Here is a 17,226-nt window from a genome sequence, read left to right as displayed (position 1 = left end):
ACGCTGCTTCGTCTCCTCCGGAATCCTCTTCGGCATGATCAACATCTTCCTTCCAGACTCGAAAGGAAACGGCATCAGAACGGGGACGGTTCAAGGACGTGGACGATCTTGGCGTGCCCAAACACGGCGCGGTGGATGCGTTCGGCGCGCACGCTCTCCACCGCCGACAACGGCGGACCGGCCGGCCGGCCAATAACGTAGCCGCGGCCGGTATCGTCACGATCCCGCAGGGGTGGGACCGCATCCCGTCCGATCAATGGCGCCGTCACGCGTTCATCGACACGACCAGTTCCGTGGCCTCCGGAAGGTTGCGCCGTGGTCACGCCCGATAGCCGATGACAGTGGTCATGCCGGTTTCGGCGTGGTAGATGTTGTGGCAGTGGGCGACCCAGAGACCTGGGTTGTCAGCGTCGAAGTCGACGGTGAGGGTCTGCTTGGGCAGGATGATCGACGTGTCTTTCCGCGGGCCGCCACCTTCATGCTGGTAGGTGTGACCGTGTAGATGGAATGGGTGCCACATCTCGGTGTCATTAGTGATCGTGAACCGGACGCGTTCGCCTTCGCGGATCTCGTGCGCGCCGTCGAGGGGCTGATTCATATCGAACCGTCGCCCGTCGATGCCCCAGTCGTATTCGGCCATACCTCCGGTGAGAGTGATCGCCACGGTCCGATCAGGCTGCCGTGAGGACAGCGCAACGCTGCTATCTGACGTCAGCAGCTGTGCGGTCCCGATCCGGCTGCTAGTGAGCTCCGGGATGCTCACATCGGCCGTCGGTGCTGCCGCGGCGCTGCCGGTGCGGATGACGGCGAAACCGCGATCGCGTTTGCCCTCGGCCTGAGCGATGAGGGGGAACGCGCCGTCATCCAGGGTAATGATCGCGTCGTAGCGTTCGCCCATGCCGATGAGGATGCTGTCGACTTCGACCGGTTCCACGGGGAATCCGTCGGTATGGGTGATGGTGAGCGTGTGACCGCCGATGGCGAGGCGGAACGCGGTGTCGCTGCCGGCGTTGATGATCCGCAGCCGCACCTTCTCGCCGGCCCGCCCGGTGAACTGGGTCGGGTCGGCGGGGGGCTTCCCGTTGACGAGGTAGAGGGGATAGTAGACGTCGCCGGCGTCGCCGCCGAGCAGGTCGGAGGTGGCGCCCATGAGGGTGTTGCCCATCCGCATGAACATGTCGCCCATCCCGCCCATGTCGCCCATCCCGGCGGACAGTTCGTCAAGGACGTCGTCGGGGGTGGCGGTGACGCCGTCGAGCCAGTCGTCGAGGATGATGACCCACTCGTCCTCGTACCCGCCGGGCTCGGCGGGGTCCTCGACGATCAGCGCCCCGTACAGGCCACGGTCCAGCTGCACCCCGACGTGGGGGTGGAACCAGTAGGTGCCGGGATCGGGCGCGATGAACTCGTAGTCGAAACTGGCCCCGGCCTTGATGGGCTGCTGGGTGACCGGCGGGACGCCGTCCATGTCGTTGCGCAGCGCGAGCCCGTGCCAGTGCACGGAGGTGTCCGCCTCGAGCTGGTTCCGGACGGTGGCCTTCAGAGTGTCTCCGGCGCCGAGACGGATCACGGGCGCCGGAACAGACCCGAACGCCCAGGTCGGCGCGGTCGCCCCGGCTAGGTCCAGCACGGTCGGGGCGGCGGTGAGGGTCGCGGTCGTGACCTTCCCGGTGCCGCCGCGGCGCCGCTCGGCGCCTTGGACCTGGGCGCCGTCGGGCTGCACCCAGTTCGCCGCCGGCGCGCAGGATGCCAGCGCGACCGTCGCGACGGCGCCAATGCTGACGCCGAGGAACCCTCGCCGAGTTAGGAGGAAGCGGGGGCGTGGGGCGGGCGACGGGTTCATCGTTGTTTCCTTTCCGGCCGGGAGCGCGGGCCGTGGTTTTCGTCAGGGAGGCCGTCCGGGTCGGACGTCGCATGATCGGCGGAGGCTCGTGGGGCACGATTGCCGGTTGCCGTGACGGCCGAGGGCTCTGAGCGCCTGGATCCGATGGCGAGCAACGCCATTGCGATCAGCACGATCACGGTCCCGATCCAGCCCCACAGACCCGGGTCCTCGCGCAGGATCAGCAGCGACAGCAGGATCCCGAAGACCGGCACGAGCAGCGTCCACGCGGCGAGGAGGTCGAGCCGGGCACGTCCGATCTCGGTGAACCAGGCGACCGTGGTGGCGGCGGTGCCGACCAGTGATAGGAACAGCAGGGTGAGGATGAACCGGATGTTCCAGTCGATCGTGGGCGGCCCTTCTGTGACGGCTGCGGTGCCGGCGAGGATCGCACCTCCGATGAGCAGCTGAGCTGCCGCCACGACTCGGACGTCTGCGTGCACGATCCGGCCGATAAGGGTGCCGGCGGTGATCGCGGCGGCGGAGGTCAGTGAGAGCCAAGCTCCGGTGCCGAGCCCGGAGGGAAGGACGATGATGAGTAGGCCGGTGAAGCCCAGGCCGATCGCGGCGATCGCGGCGGGGGTGGGACGCTCGCGGTAGAGCCACCACGCGGGCAGCAGGATCAGGATTGGCTGCGCGTTGGCGAGCACCGAGGCGATCCCGGTCGACAGTCCGGTCGCGGCGACGAACATCGTCGCGAATGCCAGGGCGATGTTCACCAGTCCGAGGCAGCCGATCAGTGCCCATGTCTTCGGGTCGCGAGGAACAGGTGCCCGCTGGATGCCGGCGACGGTTGCGAGCGCGACCCCGGCGATGAGGGCTCTCAGTGCCGCGAGCCACAGCGGCGGGGCGTCTTGCAGGCCGACGGTGATCGCGACGAAGCACGACCCCCAGGCGAGCGTGACCCACAGCATCCGCAGCGGTCGGGGGTGCCCGTGCCGGCTGGCGTCCGCGAGGGGGCGGACGACGGTGTTCACGACGACTCTCGCGTGTCGGTCCCGCTGTCGCCCCCGTGGCGTCGATGATTCGAGTCGTGGGCGCCGGTGTGGTGGCGGTGGCCGAACAGGTGCATGGCGGCCATGCCGATGATCGCGACGTAGGGCAGCACTGCGACGACGTGGGGAAGGTGGTCGATGAACAGGTAGATCGCGATCCCGAGCACGGAGATCCCGATGATCAGCCACGCCGTCACAGGCATCCGTCGCCGCGGGTCGCCTTCGCCGGGATGGTCGGCGGGCGGTTGGTGGTCACCGGTCATGGTCGGGCTCCTCCGCCGGTGTGAGGAAGTCCTGGCGCATGCCGAGGCTCTCGTCGGTGAGGCGGATCGAGGTCGCGGCGTCGGGGACGGTGCCCGTCAGCGCGCGGATCGCGTCGATCGTCTCGGGCACGACGATGGCCTCGTTGTAGACCTGGTAGGCGAGGTAGGCCTCGCTGCCGTTCACGGTGACCAGGTCCTCCCACACGGCGACCTCCCACATGTCTCCCCGGGGGCGGCCGAGATCGCGCATCAGCTCGACGGTGGAGTTGAGGGCGACCAGGCCATCGGACATCCGGATGAACGCGATGCGGGGCGCGGCGTGCAGGGCGTCCAGCACCTCGTCGCGGGTCGCCTCCCGGGTCAGTTGTAGCGTCCAGTAGTGGCTGTGGGTCTGCGTGTGGGCGCCTTTGGCGGCGATGGTGACGACATCGAGTCCGGGGAGCACGGTCTGTGCGTCGGGGCCCTGATGAGAGGGGATGGTCGGTTCTGGGACCATCGTGTTCATGATCCCGCCGAGGTGCGATTCCCACGGGTCGGTGGCGCGGCGGATGAGCACCCCACGGGCGCGCAGCAGGAGTCCGGCCGCATCCAGCGCGCCGAGGATCCGCACGATGCTGGTGGTGTTGCAGGAGACCACCCGGGTGCTGTCCCTGCCGATGGCGCTGGCGTAGTTGGCTTGGGCGACGAAGGAGTGGCCGGTGGTGGAGTGGGACTCGCCGCCTTGGAGCACTGCCTTGACGCCGAGGGCGCGGTAGCGCTCCAGGTTTCCCGCTGCCACATGCTTGGGGGTGGTGTCGACGACGACGTCGCACTGCGCGAGAAGGTCGTCGAGCACTCCCTGTGCGGGCACGTCGGCGCCCCGCATGGCCTGCTGCGCCTCGATGGTGGAGGCGAACACGGGCAGGCGGTTCGCTGCGGACTTGATCCGCCAGTCGGTGGCGATGTCCGCGACGCCGACCAGGTCCATGTCCGACTGCAGCAGGACCGCGTCGGCGACGCGCTTGCCGATGACGCCGTAGCCGTTGACGCCGACTCGAATGGTGTTCATGTGCGTGCCTTTCTGATGAGGGATGGGAGCCGCGGCGGTCATCGCCGTCGCCGCGTGGTCCAGAGCAGGTAGCCGCCGAGTGCGGCGACCACGCTCGCGCCGGCGCCGATCATGACACCTTCCCGCGAGCGCCATCTCGTGTTCCCGCTGATGAGTTCGCCGATGCCGTTGATCAGGGCGGCGGTGATCATGCCGGCGATCAGGCGATTGCCGATCCGTTCAGCCCGTCCCACGAGCGGTTCCAGTTCGGCCGCGCGCAGGTGCACCTCGAGGCCGCCGTTCTCCAGCACCCGCCGGAGCTGCTTGAGTGTTCCGGGCAGCTCGAGCAGCAGTGCTCCGGCATCCGCGGATGCCTGTGCCCAGCGTTTCGCCAGGGCGGGGAGGGAGAACTGTCGCTGCACGATCCGCTCCGAGAAGGGGGTGAGCGCCTGCAGCATCTCGAACTCGGGGTCGAGCCGTGCCGCCAGTGCCTCGCCCATCATCAGGACCTTGAACAGCAGAGCGGTCTGCTGCGGCAGCTGGAGGTGGTGGTGTCGCAGCAGGGCGAGCAGCTCTCCGAGCAGGTGGCTGAGGTTAATGTCGGACAGGGGGCGTCCGAGATACCGCGACACGAAGACGCCCAGGGAGCGGCCGAGCTCGCCGCGGTCGGAGGTGTTCTTGGTGATCGAGAGCGCGAGCAGGGCGGTGGCGAGCGCGTTGGAGTCTCCGCGGGTGAAGGCGAGCAGCACGTCGGAGAGCTGCTCGGTGACCTCTTCGTCGAGTTGGCCGACCATGCCGAAGTCGATGAGGGCGATGGATCCGTCGGTTTGGATGAACAGGTTGCCCGGGTGCGGGTCGGCGTGGAAGAAGCGGTTCTCGAACACCATGGTGAGGATGAGGTCTGCGCCTCGCCTGGCCAGCTGGTTCCGGTCGATGCCGGCCGCGTCCAGGGCGGGCAGGTCGTCGACTCGGATGCCGTGCATCCGTTCCAGGGTCAGCACGCGTGACGTGGTCGTCTCCCAGAACACCTGAGGGACGGCGACGTCGGGTGAGTCGGCGAAGTCGGCGGCGAACCGCTCCGCGTTCCGGCCCTCCTGCAGATAGTCGAGCTCGGCGCGCAGCGTGCGGGAGAACTCCTCGACGATGCCCGGCAGGTTGTACTGGCGGGCGGCATCCCACCGCTTGTCGGCGCGCTCGGCGAGGTTCTGCAGGATCTCCAGGTCTTCGTGGATCTGGGCGACCGCGCCGGGTCGGCGGACCTTCACGACGACCTGGGTGCCGTCGTGAAGGGTCGCGGCGTATGCCTGCCCGATCGACGCGGCGGCCAGCGGTTGCGGGTCGAACTGTGCGAAGAGCTGTTCGGGGTCCGCGCCGAGCTCCTCGCGGATCACCGCCTTCATCGGCTCCCAGGCCTCGGGCGGCGCGGCGTCCTGAAGCTTGACCAACTCGGCGAGGTAAGCGGCGGGCAGCAGGTCGTTGCGGGTGGACAGCAGCTGGCCGAGTTTGATGAAGGTCGGTCCGAGCTCCTCGAGGGCGAGTCGGAGGTGTTCCGGACTGGTGTAGGGCTCGTCCCGGCGCGCATGCCCGAGAACGCCTTTGTTGAAGGGAATCCACTTCTCCAGTCCGAGCAGCCCGAGGCCGAGCCCGAGTCCGTGGTGCTCGAGGATGGTGGCGATGCGCCGATACCGGCTCCGATGCGTGCTCATCAGTCGAGGCCTCCTTCGCGGTTGGTCGCGTCGCGGGCCGAGGTGCCCGGGCCGATCGCGAACGTCTTGGTCTGTCCGGCCGAGAGCGGCACGGCGACCGCGCCGACGCGCACGTGGATCGCGGGTGCTGAGCCGGCGTGCACGCGAAGCTCCAGGCTGCGGTCACGGAGCATCACGTCGACGAGGTGGCCGCGGTATCGGATCTGGAACCCGACCCGGGTGAGGTTCGGCGGCAGTTGGGGGGCGAAGACGAGCTCGTCGTCACCGAGGGCCATGCCGGCGAAGGAGCGGACGGGTAGGTCGATGGTGCCGGCCATCGCGCCGAGGTGGATCCCTTCGCGGGTGGTGCCGCCCTGGGAGTCGTCGAGATCGGCGATCAGCGCCTCGCGGAACGCGATCCAGGAGCGGGACGGGTCGATGCCGGCCAGGACGGAGGCGTTCACGACTCGGCTGAGCGTCGACCCGTTGGCGGTGCGGGCGAGGTAGTACTCGACCGTGCGGGTCAGGTCCTGCTCGGAGAACGGGTAGCCGAGCGTGGCGAGTTGCGCCCGGAGCCCGTCGTGACCGAGCAGGTAGACCAGCATGACGACGTCGGGCTGCTTGGCGAGCTTGTACCGGTTGGTGCTGTCGTTCTCGGACTCGAGGATGAGATCGAGCCGGCCGATGTTCCCGTACTCCTCGCGGTAGTGGTCCCAGTCCAGCTCCTGCAGGCTCTCGTAGCCGTCGAACTGGGTGAGGATGCCGTCGCGGTGGAACCCCACCGCCAGTCGTGTGCTGAGCCGGGCCCATCCCGCGATCTCCTCGTCGGTGACGCGGAGCCGGTCGCGGAGGCCCTCGCCGCGGTGCCCGTGGAGCAGGGCGAGTGTCCGGGCCGCTCGCGTGGCGACCCACGAGGCGAGGACGTTGGTGTACGTGTTGTCGCGCAGGCCGCTGCCGGGAGCGTCCGGGGCGCCGTCGTGGAACTCGTCGGGTCCCATCACCCCGGCGATGTGGAAGCGGTCGGTGGCAGTGTCGTGCTCGGCGAGCGAGGCGAACAGGCGGGTGACCTCGATGATGAGCTCGCCGCCGCGTTCGGCGAGCCACTCGAGGTCGCCGGTGGCCTGGTAGTGCTGCCAGGCGTTGTAGGCGATGGCGAGGCCGACGTGGCGTTGACGGTGGGAGTTGTCCGGCATCCACCGACCGGAGCGCGGGTTGTAGAGCGCCTCGGGCGTCTCCTCGCGACCGTCGCTGCCGCTCTGCCAGGGGAAGAGGGCTCCGCGGAGTCCGGCGGCGGTCGCCGCGGCGCGGGCGGCGTCCAGTCGCCGCCAGCGGTAGTCGATCAGCGCCCGGCTGATCTCGGGCGTGCGCAGAGCGATCACGGGCAGGACGAACACCTCGTCCCAGAAGACGTGCCCCCGATACCCCTCGCCGTGCAGGCCGCGGGCGGGCACCCCGGCGTCGAGCTCGACGGTGTGCGGCGAGAGGGTCTGGAGCAGGTGGAAGACGTGCAGGTTCAGGATGAGTCGGCTGTGCGTGTCGGCGTCCAGGGTGACCGCGAAGCGTTCCCAGAGTCGCCGCCACGCCGCCGCGTGGCGTTCCCGCAGCGCCTCGACGTCGCCACCGCGTTCGGTGAGCAGGGTCAGGGCGGCACCACCCGGCTCGCTGATGGCCCGATCGTGGGAGGTGTAGATCGCGGCCGTCTTGGTGAGGGTGACCGGTCGACCCTGCTCCAGAGGGATGCGCAGCTCCCGGGTGGGCTGCGATGGCGTGTCGATGCGGTGATCGGTCGCGCTGTCGGTTCCGGTGAGGGTCGTGCGGACGGCGGTGGCGATGTGGACCCGGCTCTGTCGGGTCCGCACCTCGCAGAGGGTGGTGTCGCCGACGTGGCGGAACGTCGGCTGCGTGAGGTGGGTGGCGTCCGATCCGAGGTACGCGGCCACGTTGCTGTTGCGCACGCCGGCGTCGATCCCGGCGCGAAGGGTGACCGTGCCGCTCCAGTCGGGGGCGGTGAGCGTGGTTTCCAGCACGGCAAGGTGAGGTTCGTCCAGGGAGGTGAACGTCGTCTGCACGAAGTCGAGTCGATCCCCGTTCGGAGCGGTGAGGACCGCGCGGCGGACGACCAGGCCGCGGCGCAGGTCGAGCTCGCGTCGTTCGCTGTGCGTCACGACCTGGCCGGTGGACAGCCACGGCCCGTCTCCGATGCGGAGGTCCACCGGAAGCCAGTTGGGCGTGTTGACGAGATGCTCCTCCTCGAGCTCGCGCCCGTGGATGGTGCTCGCCAGTCGGTTGTACACGCCGGCGAGGTAGGTGCCGGGATAGTGGATGCCGTCGTCGTGGTGCTCGGGCCGGGCGCCACGGGTGGCCAGGTAGCCGTTCCCCAGCGCGGTGAGCGCCTCCCGGTGCCCTTCGTGCGCGGGGTCGAAGCCGTCGTAGACCAGCTGCCACGGATCCGTGGTGGAGACGCCCAGGTCGAGCTCGGCGACATCGGCCAGGACGAGGTCGGCGCCCGCGGCCTCGAGCTGCTCCCGCGCTCCGGCGCGGTCGATGCCGACGACGAAGCCGAAGCCTCCGCGCCTCGCGGCCGCTACGCCGGCGACCGAGTCCTCGACGACCGCGGTGCGGGCCGCGGCGACACCCAGTCGCCGGGCCGCCTCGACGAACATGGCGGGATCCGGCTTGCCTTTCAGGTGATGCGTGAGCGCGATCCGGCCGTCCACCACGGTGTCGAAGCAGCCGGCCAGTCCTGCGGCGGCGAGCATCTGCTGCGCGTTCCGGCTCGCGGTGACCAGCCCGACCGGCACGGCCGCGTCCCGCAGGCGATGCAGCAGCGCCGCGGTGCCCGGATAGACGCGCAGCCCACGGGTGCCCAGCTCCGCCAGGAACAGCTCGTTCTTGCGCGCCGCGAGCCCCGCGATCGTCCACGCCGTTGGTGGGTCGTCGGGATCTCCGGCGTCCAGGGCGATCCCACGGGTCGTCAGGTACGCCGATACCCCGTCCTCGCGGGTTCGCCCGTCCACATAGCGGCGGTAGTCGGCGGCCGGGTCGAAGGTCGTCTCGGGGTCGTCCACCTGCACACGCGGGTCTCGCAGCACCTCGTCGAACAGCTGCTTCCACGCGGCGGCATGGATCGCGGCGGTGTTCGTGACCACGCCGTCCATATCGAACAGCACCGCGTCGTAGACGGCATCGAGGTGGTGAGTCCCGTGCTCTGCCGACCGCGGAGTCATCGCGGCGCCTCGCGTCCGGTCATGAGGCGCCGCCGGGCGTCGACGCCGGGGCGAGGCTGCTCGCCTCTGCCGGGGCCGCGGGGGCCTGCTGGGCGGGCAGCCGGAGCCGCTTGAGCAGGAGCGCGTTGACGGCGACGATCACGCTGGAGCCGGACATGCTGATGGCGGCGATCTCGGGGGTGAGCATGATCCCGAACGCGGGGTAGAACACGCCGGCGGCGATGGGGAGGGCGGCGGCGTTGTAGCCGATGGCCCAGCCGAGGTTCTGCCGCATCTTCCGCAGCGTGCCCTTCCCGATCTTCAGCGCGATCGCAACATCGAGCGGGTCGGAGCGCATCAGGACGACGTCTGCGGTCTCGATGGCGACGTCGGTGCCGGCGCCGATCGCGATGCCGAGGTCCGCCTGGGCGAGGGCGGGGGCGTCGTTGACGCCGTCGCCGACCATCGCGACCTTCTTGCCGGATGCCTGGAGCTCGGCGATTTTGGCGGACTTGTCCTCGGGGAGCACGTCGGCGATCACGGTGTCGATGCCCAGCAGCGAGGCGATGCGCTCGGCGGTGGGCTTGTTGTCGCCGGTGAGCATCGCCACCTCGATGCCCTGCTCGTGGAGTGCGTCGATCGCGGCTTTCGCGGTGTCGCGGGGGGCGTCGGCGAGGGCGATCACGCCGGCGATCTGCCCGTCGACGGCGAACATGATCGCGGTGCGGCCGCCGTCTGCGAGGGCCTGCTGCTGCGAGACGACCGGGCCGGTGTCGATGCCCTGCGCGGCCATCAGCCGGGCGTTGCCGAGCACCACCTGCCTTCCGTCGACGGTGGCGATCGCGCCCTGCCCGGTGACGTTGCGGAACGCGGACGCGGTGCGACGCGGGATGTTCCGGCTCTCGGCGTAGGTGACGATCGCCTTGGCCAGCGGGTGCTCCGACTCCCGCTCGAGCGCGGCGGCGAGGGCGAGTAGCTCGAGGTCGTCCATGCCGATGGGGATGTAGTCGGTGACCTCGGGCTCGCCCTTGGTGAGAGTGCCGGTCTTGTCCAGCACGACGGTGTCGATGTGCGCGGCGGTCTCGATGCCGGTGGCGTTCTTGAACAGGACACCACGCTTGGCGCCCAGGCCGGTGCCGACCATGATCGCGGTCGGGGTGGCGAGCCCGAGGGCGTCGGGGCAGGTGATGACGACGACGGTGATCGCGAACAGGATCGCCATCGGCACATCCGCCCCGGCGAGGAACCACACCAGGAAGGTCAGAGTGCCTCCGACGAGGGCGAGCAGGACGAGCCAGAACGCGGCCCGGTCGGCGAGACGCTGCCCAGGGGCCTTGGAGTTCTGCGCCTCCTGCACCAGGTTCACGATCTGCGCCAGCGCCGTGTCGGCGCCAACCTTCGTGGCGCGCACCCGGAGGGTGCCGACGGTATTCACGGTCGCGCCGATCACCTCCGAGCCGGGCGCCTTCTCGACCGGCATGGACTCGCCAGTGACCATCGACTCGTCGATCTCGGACTCGCCGTCCTCGACGACGCCGTCGGTGGGGACCTTCGCGCCGGGGCGGATGAGCATGAGGTCCCCGGGGACGACCTCGGAGGTGGGGATTTCGACCTCCTCGCCGTCGCGCAGGACGACCGCGCGGGCGGGAGCGAGCTCCAGCAGCCGTCGGATGGCGTCGTTCGCGCCGCCCCTGGCGCGCATCTCGACCCAGTGGCCGAGGAGCACGAAGGTGGCCAGCACGGTCGCCGCCTCGTAGAAGACCTCGCCGCCGCCGGTGAGGGTGATGATCAGGCTGTAGATCCAGCCGGCGCCGACGCCGACCGCGACCAGCACCATCATGTCGAGGGTGCGGGCCCGTAGGGCTCGGTAGGCGCCGTCGAAGAAGATCCAGGCCGAGTAGAAGATCACCGGCAGCGACACGATCAGCATGAACACGTCGTCGCGCAGCCCGAACGGGGCCGGCACCTCGAAGCCGAGCACCTCCCGGCCGATCGGGGACCACAAGGTGATCGGGATCGACAGGATCAACGCGACCAGGAACCGGTTGCGCATGTCCCGGATCATCGCGTCCATCGACATGCCGCCGTGATGCCCGCCGTGGCCCATCACATCCTGCGCGCTGCGGCCGGCCGGCTGAGCCCCGTGATCGTGCCCACCCTCGGTGGCCGGAGCGTGACCGGCATGCTCACCGGCGTCCACTGCGGAGTGGTCAGCGTGGTCCGCTGCCGGGTGCGGGTGCTCGTGCCCCGCCGGGGTGTCATGACCGGTAGAGACCGCGCGTCCCTCGTGCTCGGCGTGCTCCTGATAGCCGTCGTGCGCGTCATGCTCGGCGTGGGCATCGTGCTCGGCGTGGTCGTGGTGGTCGGCGTGCTCGTGGGGTTCGTGGGCGGGGTCGCAGATGTGGTCCGGGACGGACTGCCCGGCGCAGTGGTAGCCGCATTCGATCACCCACTGCTGCAGGTGCGCGACCGAGGTGGTCTGCGGGTCGTAGGTGACGGTCGCGGTCTGGGAGACCGGGTTCGCGTCGACGGACAGGACGCCCGGCTGGCGGGCGAGGTGGGCTTCGGTGACGTTCTTGGAGGTCGCGCGGATCATGCCGCTGACCTGCAGGGTCACGGTCTTGGTGTCGGTCATCGGATTTCCTTCGCGGTGGAGGGGCGGTTCGGGTCGGTGTCGGGGTGGGGCCAGCGCCAGTCGGCGACGGCGGGGATGTCGGTGCCGTGCTCGCGGGTGTGGGCGCGGGCGCGCAGGCGGGCGTCGACGAGTTCCTGCCGCAGCTGCGCGTGGGTCGCGGCAAGGCCCGGGACGTGGTCGAGGACGTCGATCGCGAGCCGGTATCGGTCGAGGTCGTTGAGCATGACCATGTCGAACGGGGTCGTGGTGGTGCCCTTCTCCACGAAGCCGTGGACGTGCAGGTTCTGGTGCCCGGCGCGCTTGTAGGTGAGACGGTGGATCAGCCACGGGTAGCCGTGGTAGGCGAAGATCACCGGCTTGTCGGGGGTGAAGATCGCGTCGAACTCCCGGTCCGGCAGGCCGTGCGGGTGCTGGTCCTCGGATTGCAGACGGGTCAGGTCGACCACGTTCACGACCCGCACGGACAGGTCAGGGATGTGCTCGCGCAGCAACGCGGCCGCGGCGAGCACCTCGAGGGTGGGCACGTCGCCGGCGGCGGCGAGCACCACGTCCGGCTCGGCGCCCTCGGTCTCGGTGCCGGCCCAGGGCAGGATGCCCAGGCCCCGGGTGCAGTGCTCGATCGCCTCGTCCATGGTGAGCCACTGCGGGGCGGGCTGCTTTCCGGCGACGACGACGTTGATGTAGCCGGTGGAGCGCAGGCAGTGGTCGTAGGTGGACAGCAGCGTGTTCGCGTCGAACGGGAGGTAGACGCGGACGATGTCGGGGCTCTTGTTCAGGGCGAGGTCGATGAACCCGGGGTCCTGGTGGCTGAACCCGTTGTGGTCCTGCCGCCAGACGTGGCTGGAGAGCAGGTAGTTGAAGCTCGGCACCGGTTCCCGCCAGGGCACCTCGCTGGCGGCTTCGAGCCATTTGGCGTGCTGGTTGAACATCGAGTCGACGATGTGCGTGAACGCCTCGTAGCAGTTGAACAGGCCGTGCCGGCCGGTGAGGACGTACCCTTCGAGCCAGCCCTGGCACTGGTGCTCGCTGAGCACCTCCATCACCCGCCCGGTCGGCGCCAGATGCTCGTCCACCGGCAGCACGGTCGCGTTCCACTGCTTGCCGGTGGCCTCGAACACGGGCGGGGCGAGCCGGTTGGAGGCGGTCTCGTCGGGGCCGAAGATGCGGAAGTTGTCCGGGTTGTGCCGGATCACGTCGGCGAGCCATTCGCCGAGCATCCGGGTCGCCTCCGTCGTTCCCGTGCCTCGCGCCTCGGGGTCGACCGGGTGGGCGTGGTCGCGGAAGTCGCCCAGGCGCAGCGGGACGGTCAGCTGCCCGCCGTTCGCGACCGGGTTAGCGCTCATCCGCCGCGCTCCGGCCGGGGCGGCGGCGACCGTGGCGGGGAACGGGGCGCCGTCGGCGTCGAAGAGCTCGTCGGGCCGGTAGGAGGCCAGCCAGTCCTGGAGGAGCTGCAGGTGCTCGGGGGTGTCGCGGACCTCGGCGAGCGGCACCTGGTGGGACCGCCAGGTGCCCTCCACGGGGAGCCCGTCGATCACCGGCGGGCAGGTCCAGCCTTTCGGGCTGCGCAGCACGATCGCTGGCCACGCCGGCCGGCCTTCCAGGGTGCCGGCCGCCGCGGCGGTCTTGATGTCCGCGATCCGGTCCAGCACCTCGTCCAGCACGCCGGCGAACCGGGCGTGGGACTCCCGCGGGTCCTCGCCGTCGAAGCCGACGGTGACCACGAACGGCTCGTGGCCGTAGCCGCGCAGCAGCGCGACCAGCTCGTCCTCGGGGATGCGGGACAACACCGTCGGGTTGGCGATCTTGTACCCGTTCAGGTGCAGAATCGGTAGCACCACCCCGTCCGCGGCTGGGTTGAGGAACTTGTTGCCGTGCCACGCGGTCGCCAGCGGCCCGGTCTCGGCCTCCCCGTCGCCGATCACGCACGCGACCAGCAGGTCCGGGTTGTCGAACGCGGCGCCGTAGGCGTGGACGAGGGAATAGCCGAGCTCGCCGCCCTCGTTGATCGACCCGGGCGTGTCCGGGGACGCGTGCGAGGGGATGCCGCCGGGGAAGGAGAACTGCCGGAACAGCGCCTTGAGCCCCTCCTCGGTGCGGTCGATCCGCGGGTACAGCTCCGTGTAGGTGCCGTCCAGGTAGGCGTTGGCGACCATGCCCGGCCCGCCGTGCCCCGGCCCGGTCACGTACAGGGTGTTCAGATCCCGGTCGGTGATCGCCCGGTTGAGGTGGGCGTACAGGAAGTTCAGGCCCGGGGTGGTGCCCCAGTGCCCCAGTAGTCGAGGCTTGATGTGCTCCGCGGTGAGCGGGTCGCGCAGCAGCGGGTTGTCGAGCAGGTAGATCTGCCCGATGCTCAGGTAGTTCGCCGCCCGCCACCACGCATCCACCTCCTCCAGTCGTTCCGGGGTGACGGCGGTGGTGCGGTATGCCCAGCGGGCCGGTGCGGTGCTCATGGTCGGTCTCCTCGAGGTTCGCGGCCGAGACCGCCGAATGTGGTCATGATGATATTGGTCATTGTGCGGTCCCCCCCGGGAGGACGACGGTGGTCTCGGTGCCGTGGATCCAGACGATGCCGCGGTCGTCGACGAGCACGACCGCCCCATCTGCGTTCCCGAGCGCCTGGACGGTGCCCGTGGCGGCACCGACGCTGTCCCAGGATCCGGTGCCGGTGAGTCGCCAGAGGGTGCCGTCGGTGTCGACGCCGACCAGCCCGCCCGTGGAGTCCGCCTCCACCAGGTAGAGCGGCGGCGCATCCGCGACGAGGTCGAAGGTGGCGCCCGCATCCCGGCTCTCCTGCAGGCCCTGCCGCGTCGCGGCGTAGAGGGTGCCGTCGGTGGTGACGGTCAGGTCGGCGGCGGGGAGCTCGGCGCCGTCGATCCAGGTGGTCCCGCCGTCGGTGCTGGTGCGGATGGTGATCGAGCTGGACCCGATCCCGTGGATCGCACCGTCTCCGGCGGTGAGGACGTGGAAGTCCTCCTGCCCGGTGAACGCGACCGGCTCCCAGGTGGTCCCGGCGTCGGTGCTTCGGATGAGTCCCAGGTTGTGCTCGCCGAGCTCCGCCGGGGTGTTCGGTCCCGGGTGCCCGGAGGCGTAGAGGACGTCGCCGTCGGCGGTCAGGCCCATCGCGTCGAAGTCCGCGCCTCCCAGGGGGCCGGAGAGGTCGCCGGTGTCGGTGAGGGTGTAGAGGCCTGCGTGGGCGCCCAGCAGCACGGTGCTCCCGCCGAGGTCGACGATGCCGTGCACATGACCGAGACCGGTATCCGGGGCGGGTGCCGAGGTGGCGGTCGGCGTGGAGGTGCAGCCGCTCAGCAGCAGGCCCGCAGCAGCGGCGACGGCAGCGGCCGTGATCGTGGTGGCGTTGCTGCTCATGCGATCGCCTGGATGAAGAGAATGGTCGCCGCGGACAGGATGATCAGGGCGAGGATGATGCCCACGAAGCACGCGGCCAGAGTCCGGGAAGTCATGACGGGCCTTTCGACGGGTCGACGCTGTCGGTCAGGACGGATGCGCCGGGCGGATCGCCGGGCCTCGGGCGGGGCCAGGTCAGGGGTGGTCGGCGCCGCCCGAGGGGTTCGGGTCAGAGGGCGGCGAGGATGTCCTGCATGGTGGTGATCTCGGCGGTCTGTCCGTCGATGATCTGCTGGGCGAGCGCGGCCACGTCCGGGTTCTCCCCGTTGTCCAGCACCATCTGGGCCATCGTGACGGCGCCCTGGTGGTGGCCGATCATGCCCTCGAGGAACAGCCGGGTCGCCTCGACCCCGGTGGCGGCGTCCAGGGCGGCCATGTCGTCGTCGGACATCATCCCGTCGCCGTGGTCCATGCCGCCCATGTCGGACATGGAGTCGTCGTAGGGGATTCCCCAGTCCTCGAGCCAGCCCTTCATGGTCTGGATCTCGGGGCCTTGGGCGGCTTTGATCTGCTCGGCGAGGGTCACGACCCGCTCGTCGATGCCGTCCTTGGCCAGAATCTGATCGGCCATCTCGATGGCCTGTTCGTGGTGCGGGATCATCATCGTGACGAACATCTCGTCAGCCGAGTTGAACGATGCCTGCCCGGAGGGGGCGGGGGTGCTGCTGGTCATGCCGCCGGGGCCGTGGTCCATCCCGGGCATGGATCCGTCGGTGGGGGCGCAGCCGGCGAGCACGAGCGCAGCGGCGAGCGCGCCGGTGCTCAGCGCGAGAATGCGGAAACGCACGGGTGGGTGTCCTTGTCTAGTCGGTCGAATGGTGAGTCGATTCCCCTGCCGTATGCGGGCACGGCGCAGCATCTCCCGGCACAGCGGTGACGGGAGGGCGGGGAATCAGGTTCGACTGATCGACAGGACGATGAGGGAAGGTGGTCGGGGGTGCGGTAACGCGGTGAGCACATTCCGCCCGTGCAGGCGCAGCAGGGCGAGGGCGGTGCGCAGGCGGGCCAGCAGCGCCGGGGCGAGCAGCACGATGGTGGCGGCCAACAGCGCCAGCATGCACGCCATCATCAGCATCGAATGGTCCGGCATTCCGCCCGAGCCGTCGCAGTCGCCCTCACAGTGCCCGCCCGAAGCCTCGGGGCCTGTCCCGATGGTGTCCTCGAGCATGCTCCCGGTCGCGACGATGCCGCCCAGGTCAGAGGCAGGCGCGGCATGGGCGGCTTCGGAGGCCGCTGCGGGGGTGTCGGCGTGTCCGCTGGTGAGCGTGCCGGTGAGGGTGTGCATGGCCAGCAGGCCGGCGATCAGCAGGAGCGCGGTCGCGAAGGTCAGCAGCAGCCGGTGCAGCCCGGATGGGGCGTGCACCAGGGTTCGGATGTGGTTCACCGCCGACCTCCTTCCCGCGTCCAGCGTACCCTGGTGTGCCTGGATCCCCACCGGCGCCGATCGGGCGCACGGCGGTCCTGCCCAGGCTGGTCGCCCGACCGATGCCTGGCCAGGGGCGATGGTCCCGGATGGGGACCGGCGCGCGGCAGCCGGCTCATCGGCGGCCCGTTCCGGCGCGGTGGGCCTTCTCCATCAGAGCCAGCAGCCCGAGGGTGTCGTCCTTGATCTGGGTGCGACCGACGACGGCCCAGTTGCGGGCGAGGTGATCGCGGAGGTAGTCGAGGATGTGCTCGAGCGGGACGGTGTGCCAGGAGCGGGACAGATTGGGGCGGGCGGTGTTGCCGAACGCGACCGTGCGGATCAGGTGGCCCTCCGGGGCGAGGACCTGCCCGGCCGTCAGCAGCTCCTGGACGAGCGCGGGCGCGTCGGCGGGGGTGCAGCAGCCGAACCGGGCGAACGCGGCCTCCAGCACCGCGGGGTCGCGCATCGCGGGGTTCAGCTTCGGGGCGCCCTCCTTGACCTCGCCGACGATCATGTCCGGCGCCCCGGGGCGGGCGCCGAGGGCCGGGTCGGGGTCGTCGCCGCGGATGTGGTGCAGTCGGATCGCGAGGATGTCCAGGTCGGTGACGGTGCGCGGCCCGTCCGGACCGGTCGCGTCCAGCACCGGGTACTCGGCGACGGTGAAGTACCCGTTCACCCGCAGGTAGGCCTGCACCAGCCCGACCGCTGTATCCATCCCGCGCC

The 17,226-nt window shown here is 70.1% G+C and carries 12 protein-coding genes; all 12 read right to left on the bottom strand.

Features of this window, described 5'->3' with window-relative positions:
• Window positions 1-319 precede the first annotated feature (319 nt).
• The gene (locus ACPEH0_RS04800; protein ID WP_052362817.1) at window positions 320-1,843 is read right to left on the bottom strand and encodes a multicopper oxidase family protein; all 1,524 of its coding nucleotides are present in this window, start codon (window positions 1,841-1,843) and stop codon (window positions 320-322) included.
• Window positions 1,840-2,859 carry a DMT family transporter gene (locus tag ACPEH0_RS04795; protein ID WP_366212890.1) on the bottom strand — a complete coding sequence of 340 codons (1,020 nt, stop codon included), beginning with the start codon at window positions 2,857-2,859 and terminating at the stop codon, window positions 1,840-1,842. Before ACPEH0_RS04795 ends, ACPEH0_RS04800 begins: the two co-directional genes overlap by 4 nt.
• Window positions 2,856-3,140, bottom strand: coding sequence for a DUF2933 domain-containing protein (locus ACPEH0_RS04790; protein ID WP_033107642.1), 285 nt, complete (start codon window positions 3,138-3,140; stop codon window positions 2,856-2,858). The genes ACPEH0_RS04795 and ACPEH0_RS04790 overlap by 4 nt, the downstream gene beginning before the upstream one ends.
• On the bottom strand, window positions 3,130-4,188 hold the full coding sequence (locus ACPEH0_RS04785; RefSeq protein WP_217531246.1) for a type II glyceraldehyde-3-phosphate dehydrogenase: 1,059 nt from the start codon (window positions 4,186-4,188) through the stop codon (window positions 3,130-3,132). The genes ACPEH0_RS04790 and ACPEH0_RS04785 overlap by 11 nt, the downstream gene beginning before the upstream one ends.
• A gap of 38 nt (window positions 4,189-4,226) precedes the next feature.
• Window positions 4,227-5,873, bottom strand: coding sequence for an ABC1 kinase family protein (locus tag ACPEH0_RS04780; protein ID WP_366212891.1), 1,647 nt, complete (start codon window positions 5,871-5,873; stop codon window positions 4,227-4,229).
• Window positions 5,873-9,079 carry an HAD-IA family hydrolase gene (locus ACPEH0_RS04775; RefSeq protein WP_366212892.1) on the bottom strand — a complete coding sequence of 1,069 codons (3,207 nt, stop codon included), beginning with the start codon at window positions 9,077-9,079 and terminating at the stop codon, window positions 5,873-5,875. The genes ACPEH0_RS04780 and ACPEH0_RS04775 overlap by 1 nt, the downstream gene beginning before the upstream one ends.
• 19 nt (window positions 9,080-9,098) lie before the next feature.
• Window positions 9,099-11,693, bottom strand: a complete 2,595-nt coding sequence (locus ACPEH0_RS04770) for a heavy metal translocating P-type ATPase (protein ID WP_366212893.1) — start codon at window positions 11,691-11,693, stop codon at window positions 9,099-9,101.
• Window positions 11,690-14,143, bottom strand: coding sequence for a phosphoketolase family protein (locus tag ACPEH0_RS04765; RefSeq protein WP_366212894.1), 2,454 nt, complete (start codon window positions 14,141-14,143; stop codon window positions 11,690-11,692). Before ACPEH0_RS04765 ends, ACPEH0_RS04770 begins: the two co-directional genes overlap by 4 nt.
• Before the next feature lie 58 nt (window positions 14,144-14,201).
• Entirely contained in the window at window positions 14,202-15,059 is an 858-nt protein-coding gene (locus ACPEH0_RS04760) for a F510_1955 family glycosylhydrolase (protein ID WP_217531251.1), read from the bottom strand.
• 208 nt (window positions 15,060-15,267) lie between these two features.
• Complete coding sequence (locus ACPEH0_RS04755; RefSeq protein WP_184215106.1) at window positions 15,268-15,885, bottom strand: DUF305 domain-containing protein; 618 nt, start codon at window positions 15,883-15,885, stop codon at window positions 15,268-15,270.
• 105 nt (window positions 15,886-15,990) lie between these two features.
• Window positions 15,991-16,482 carry a DUF6153 family protein gene (locus ACPEH0_RS04750; protein WP_366212895.1) on the bottom strand — a complete coding sequence of 164 codons (492 nt, stop codon included), beginning with the start codon at window positions 16,480-16,482 and terminating at the stop codon, window positions 15,991-15,993.
• 154 nt (window positions 16,483-16,636) lie between these two features.
• Window positions 16,637-17,218, bottom strand: coding sequence for a hypothetical protein (locus ACPEH0_RS04745; protein WP_042378563.1), 582 nt, complete (start codon window positions 17,216-17,218; stop codon window positions 16,637-16,639).
• Window positions 17,219-17,226 lie beyond the last annotated feature (8 nt).

It is taken from the genome of Microbacterium sp. NPDC079356, assembly GCF_049545465.1.
GTDB classification, from domain to species: Bacteria; Actinomycetota; Actinomycetes; order Actinomycetales; family Microbacteriaceae; genus Microbacterium; species Microbacterium gawkjiense.
Note: the sequence above shows the minus strand (reverse complement) of the source record. Positions and strands in the feature narration are given on the sequence as shown.

Bases quoted from the DNA above. Each gene is read 5' to 3' on its own strand.
- ACPEH0_RS04785 (WP_217531246.1), bottom strand. From the start codon at position 4,188: ATGAACACCATTCGAGTCGGCGTCAACGGCTACGGCGTCATCGGCAAG.
- ACPEH0_RS04760 (WP_217531251.1), bottom strand. From the start codon at position 15,059: ATGAGCAGCAACGCCACCACGATCACGGCCGCTGCCGTCGCCGCTGCT.
- ACPEH0_RS04770 (WP_366212893.1), bottom strand. From the start codon at position 11,693: ATGACCGACACCAAGACCGTGACCCTGCAGGTCAGCGGCATGATCCGC.
- ACPEH0_RS04780 (WP_366212891.1), bottom strand. From the start codon at position 5,873: ATGAGCACGCATCGGAGCCGGTATCGGCGCATCGCCACCATCCTCGAG.
- ACPEH0_RS04800 (WP_052362817.1), bottom strand. From the start codon at position 1,843: ATGAACCCGTCGCCCGCCCCACGCCCCCGCTTCCTCCTAACTCGGCGA.
- ACPEH0_RS04745 (WP_042378563.1), bottom strand. From the start codon at position 17,218: ATGGATACAGCGGTCGGGCTGGTGCAGGCCTACCTGCGGGTGAACGGG.
- ACPEH0_RS04790 (WP_033107642.1), bottom strand. From the start codon at position 3,140: ATGACCGGTGACCACCAACCGCCCGCCGACCATCCCGGCGAAGGCGAC.
- ACPEH0_RS04775 (WP_366212892.1), bottom strand. From the start codon at position 9,079: ATGACTCCGCGGTCGGCAGAGCACGGGACTCACCACCTCGATGCCGTC.
- ACPEH0_RS04765 (WP_366212894.1), bottom strand. From the start codon at position 14,143: ATGAGCACCGCACCGGCCCGCTGGGCATACCGCACCACCGCCGTCACC.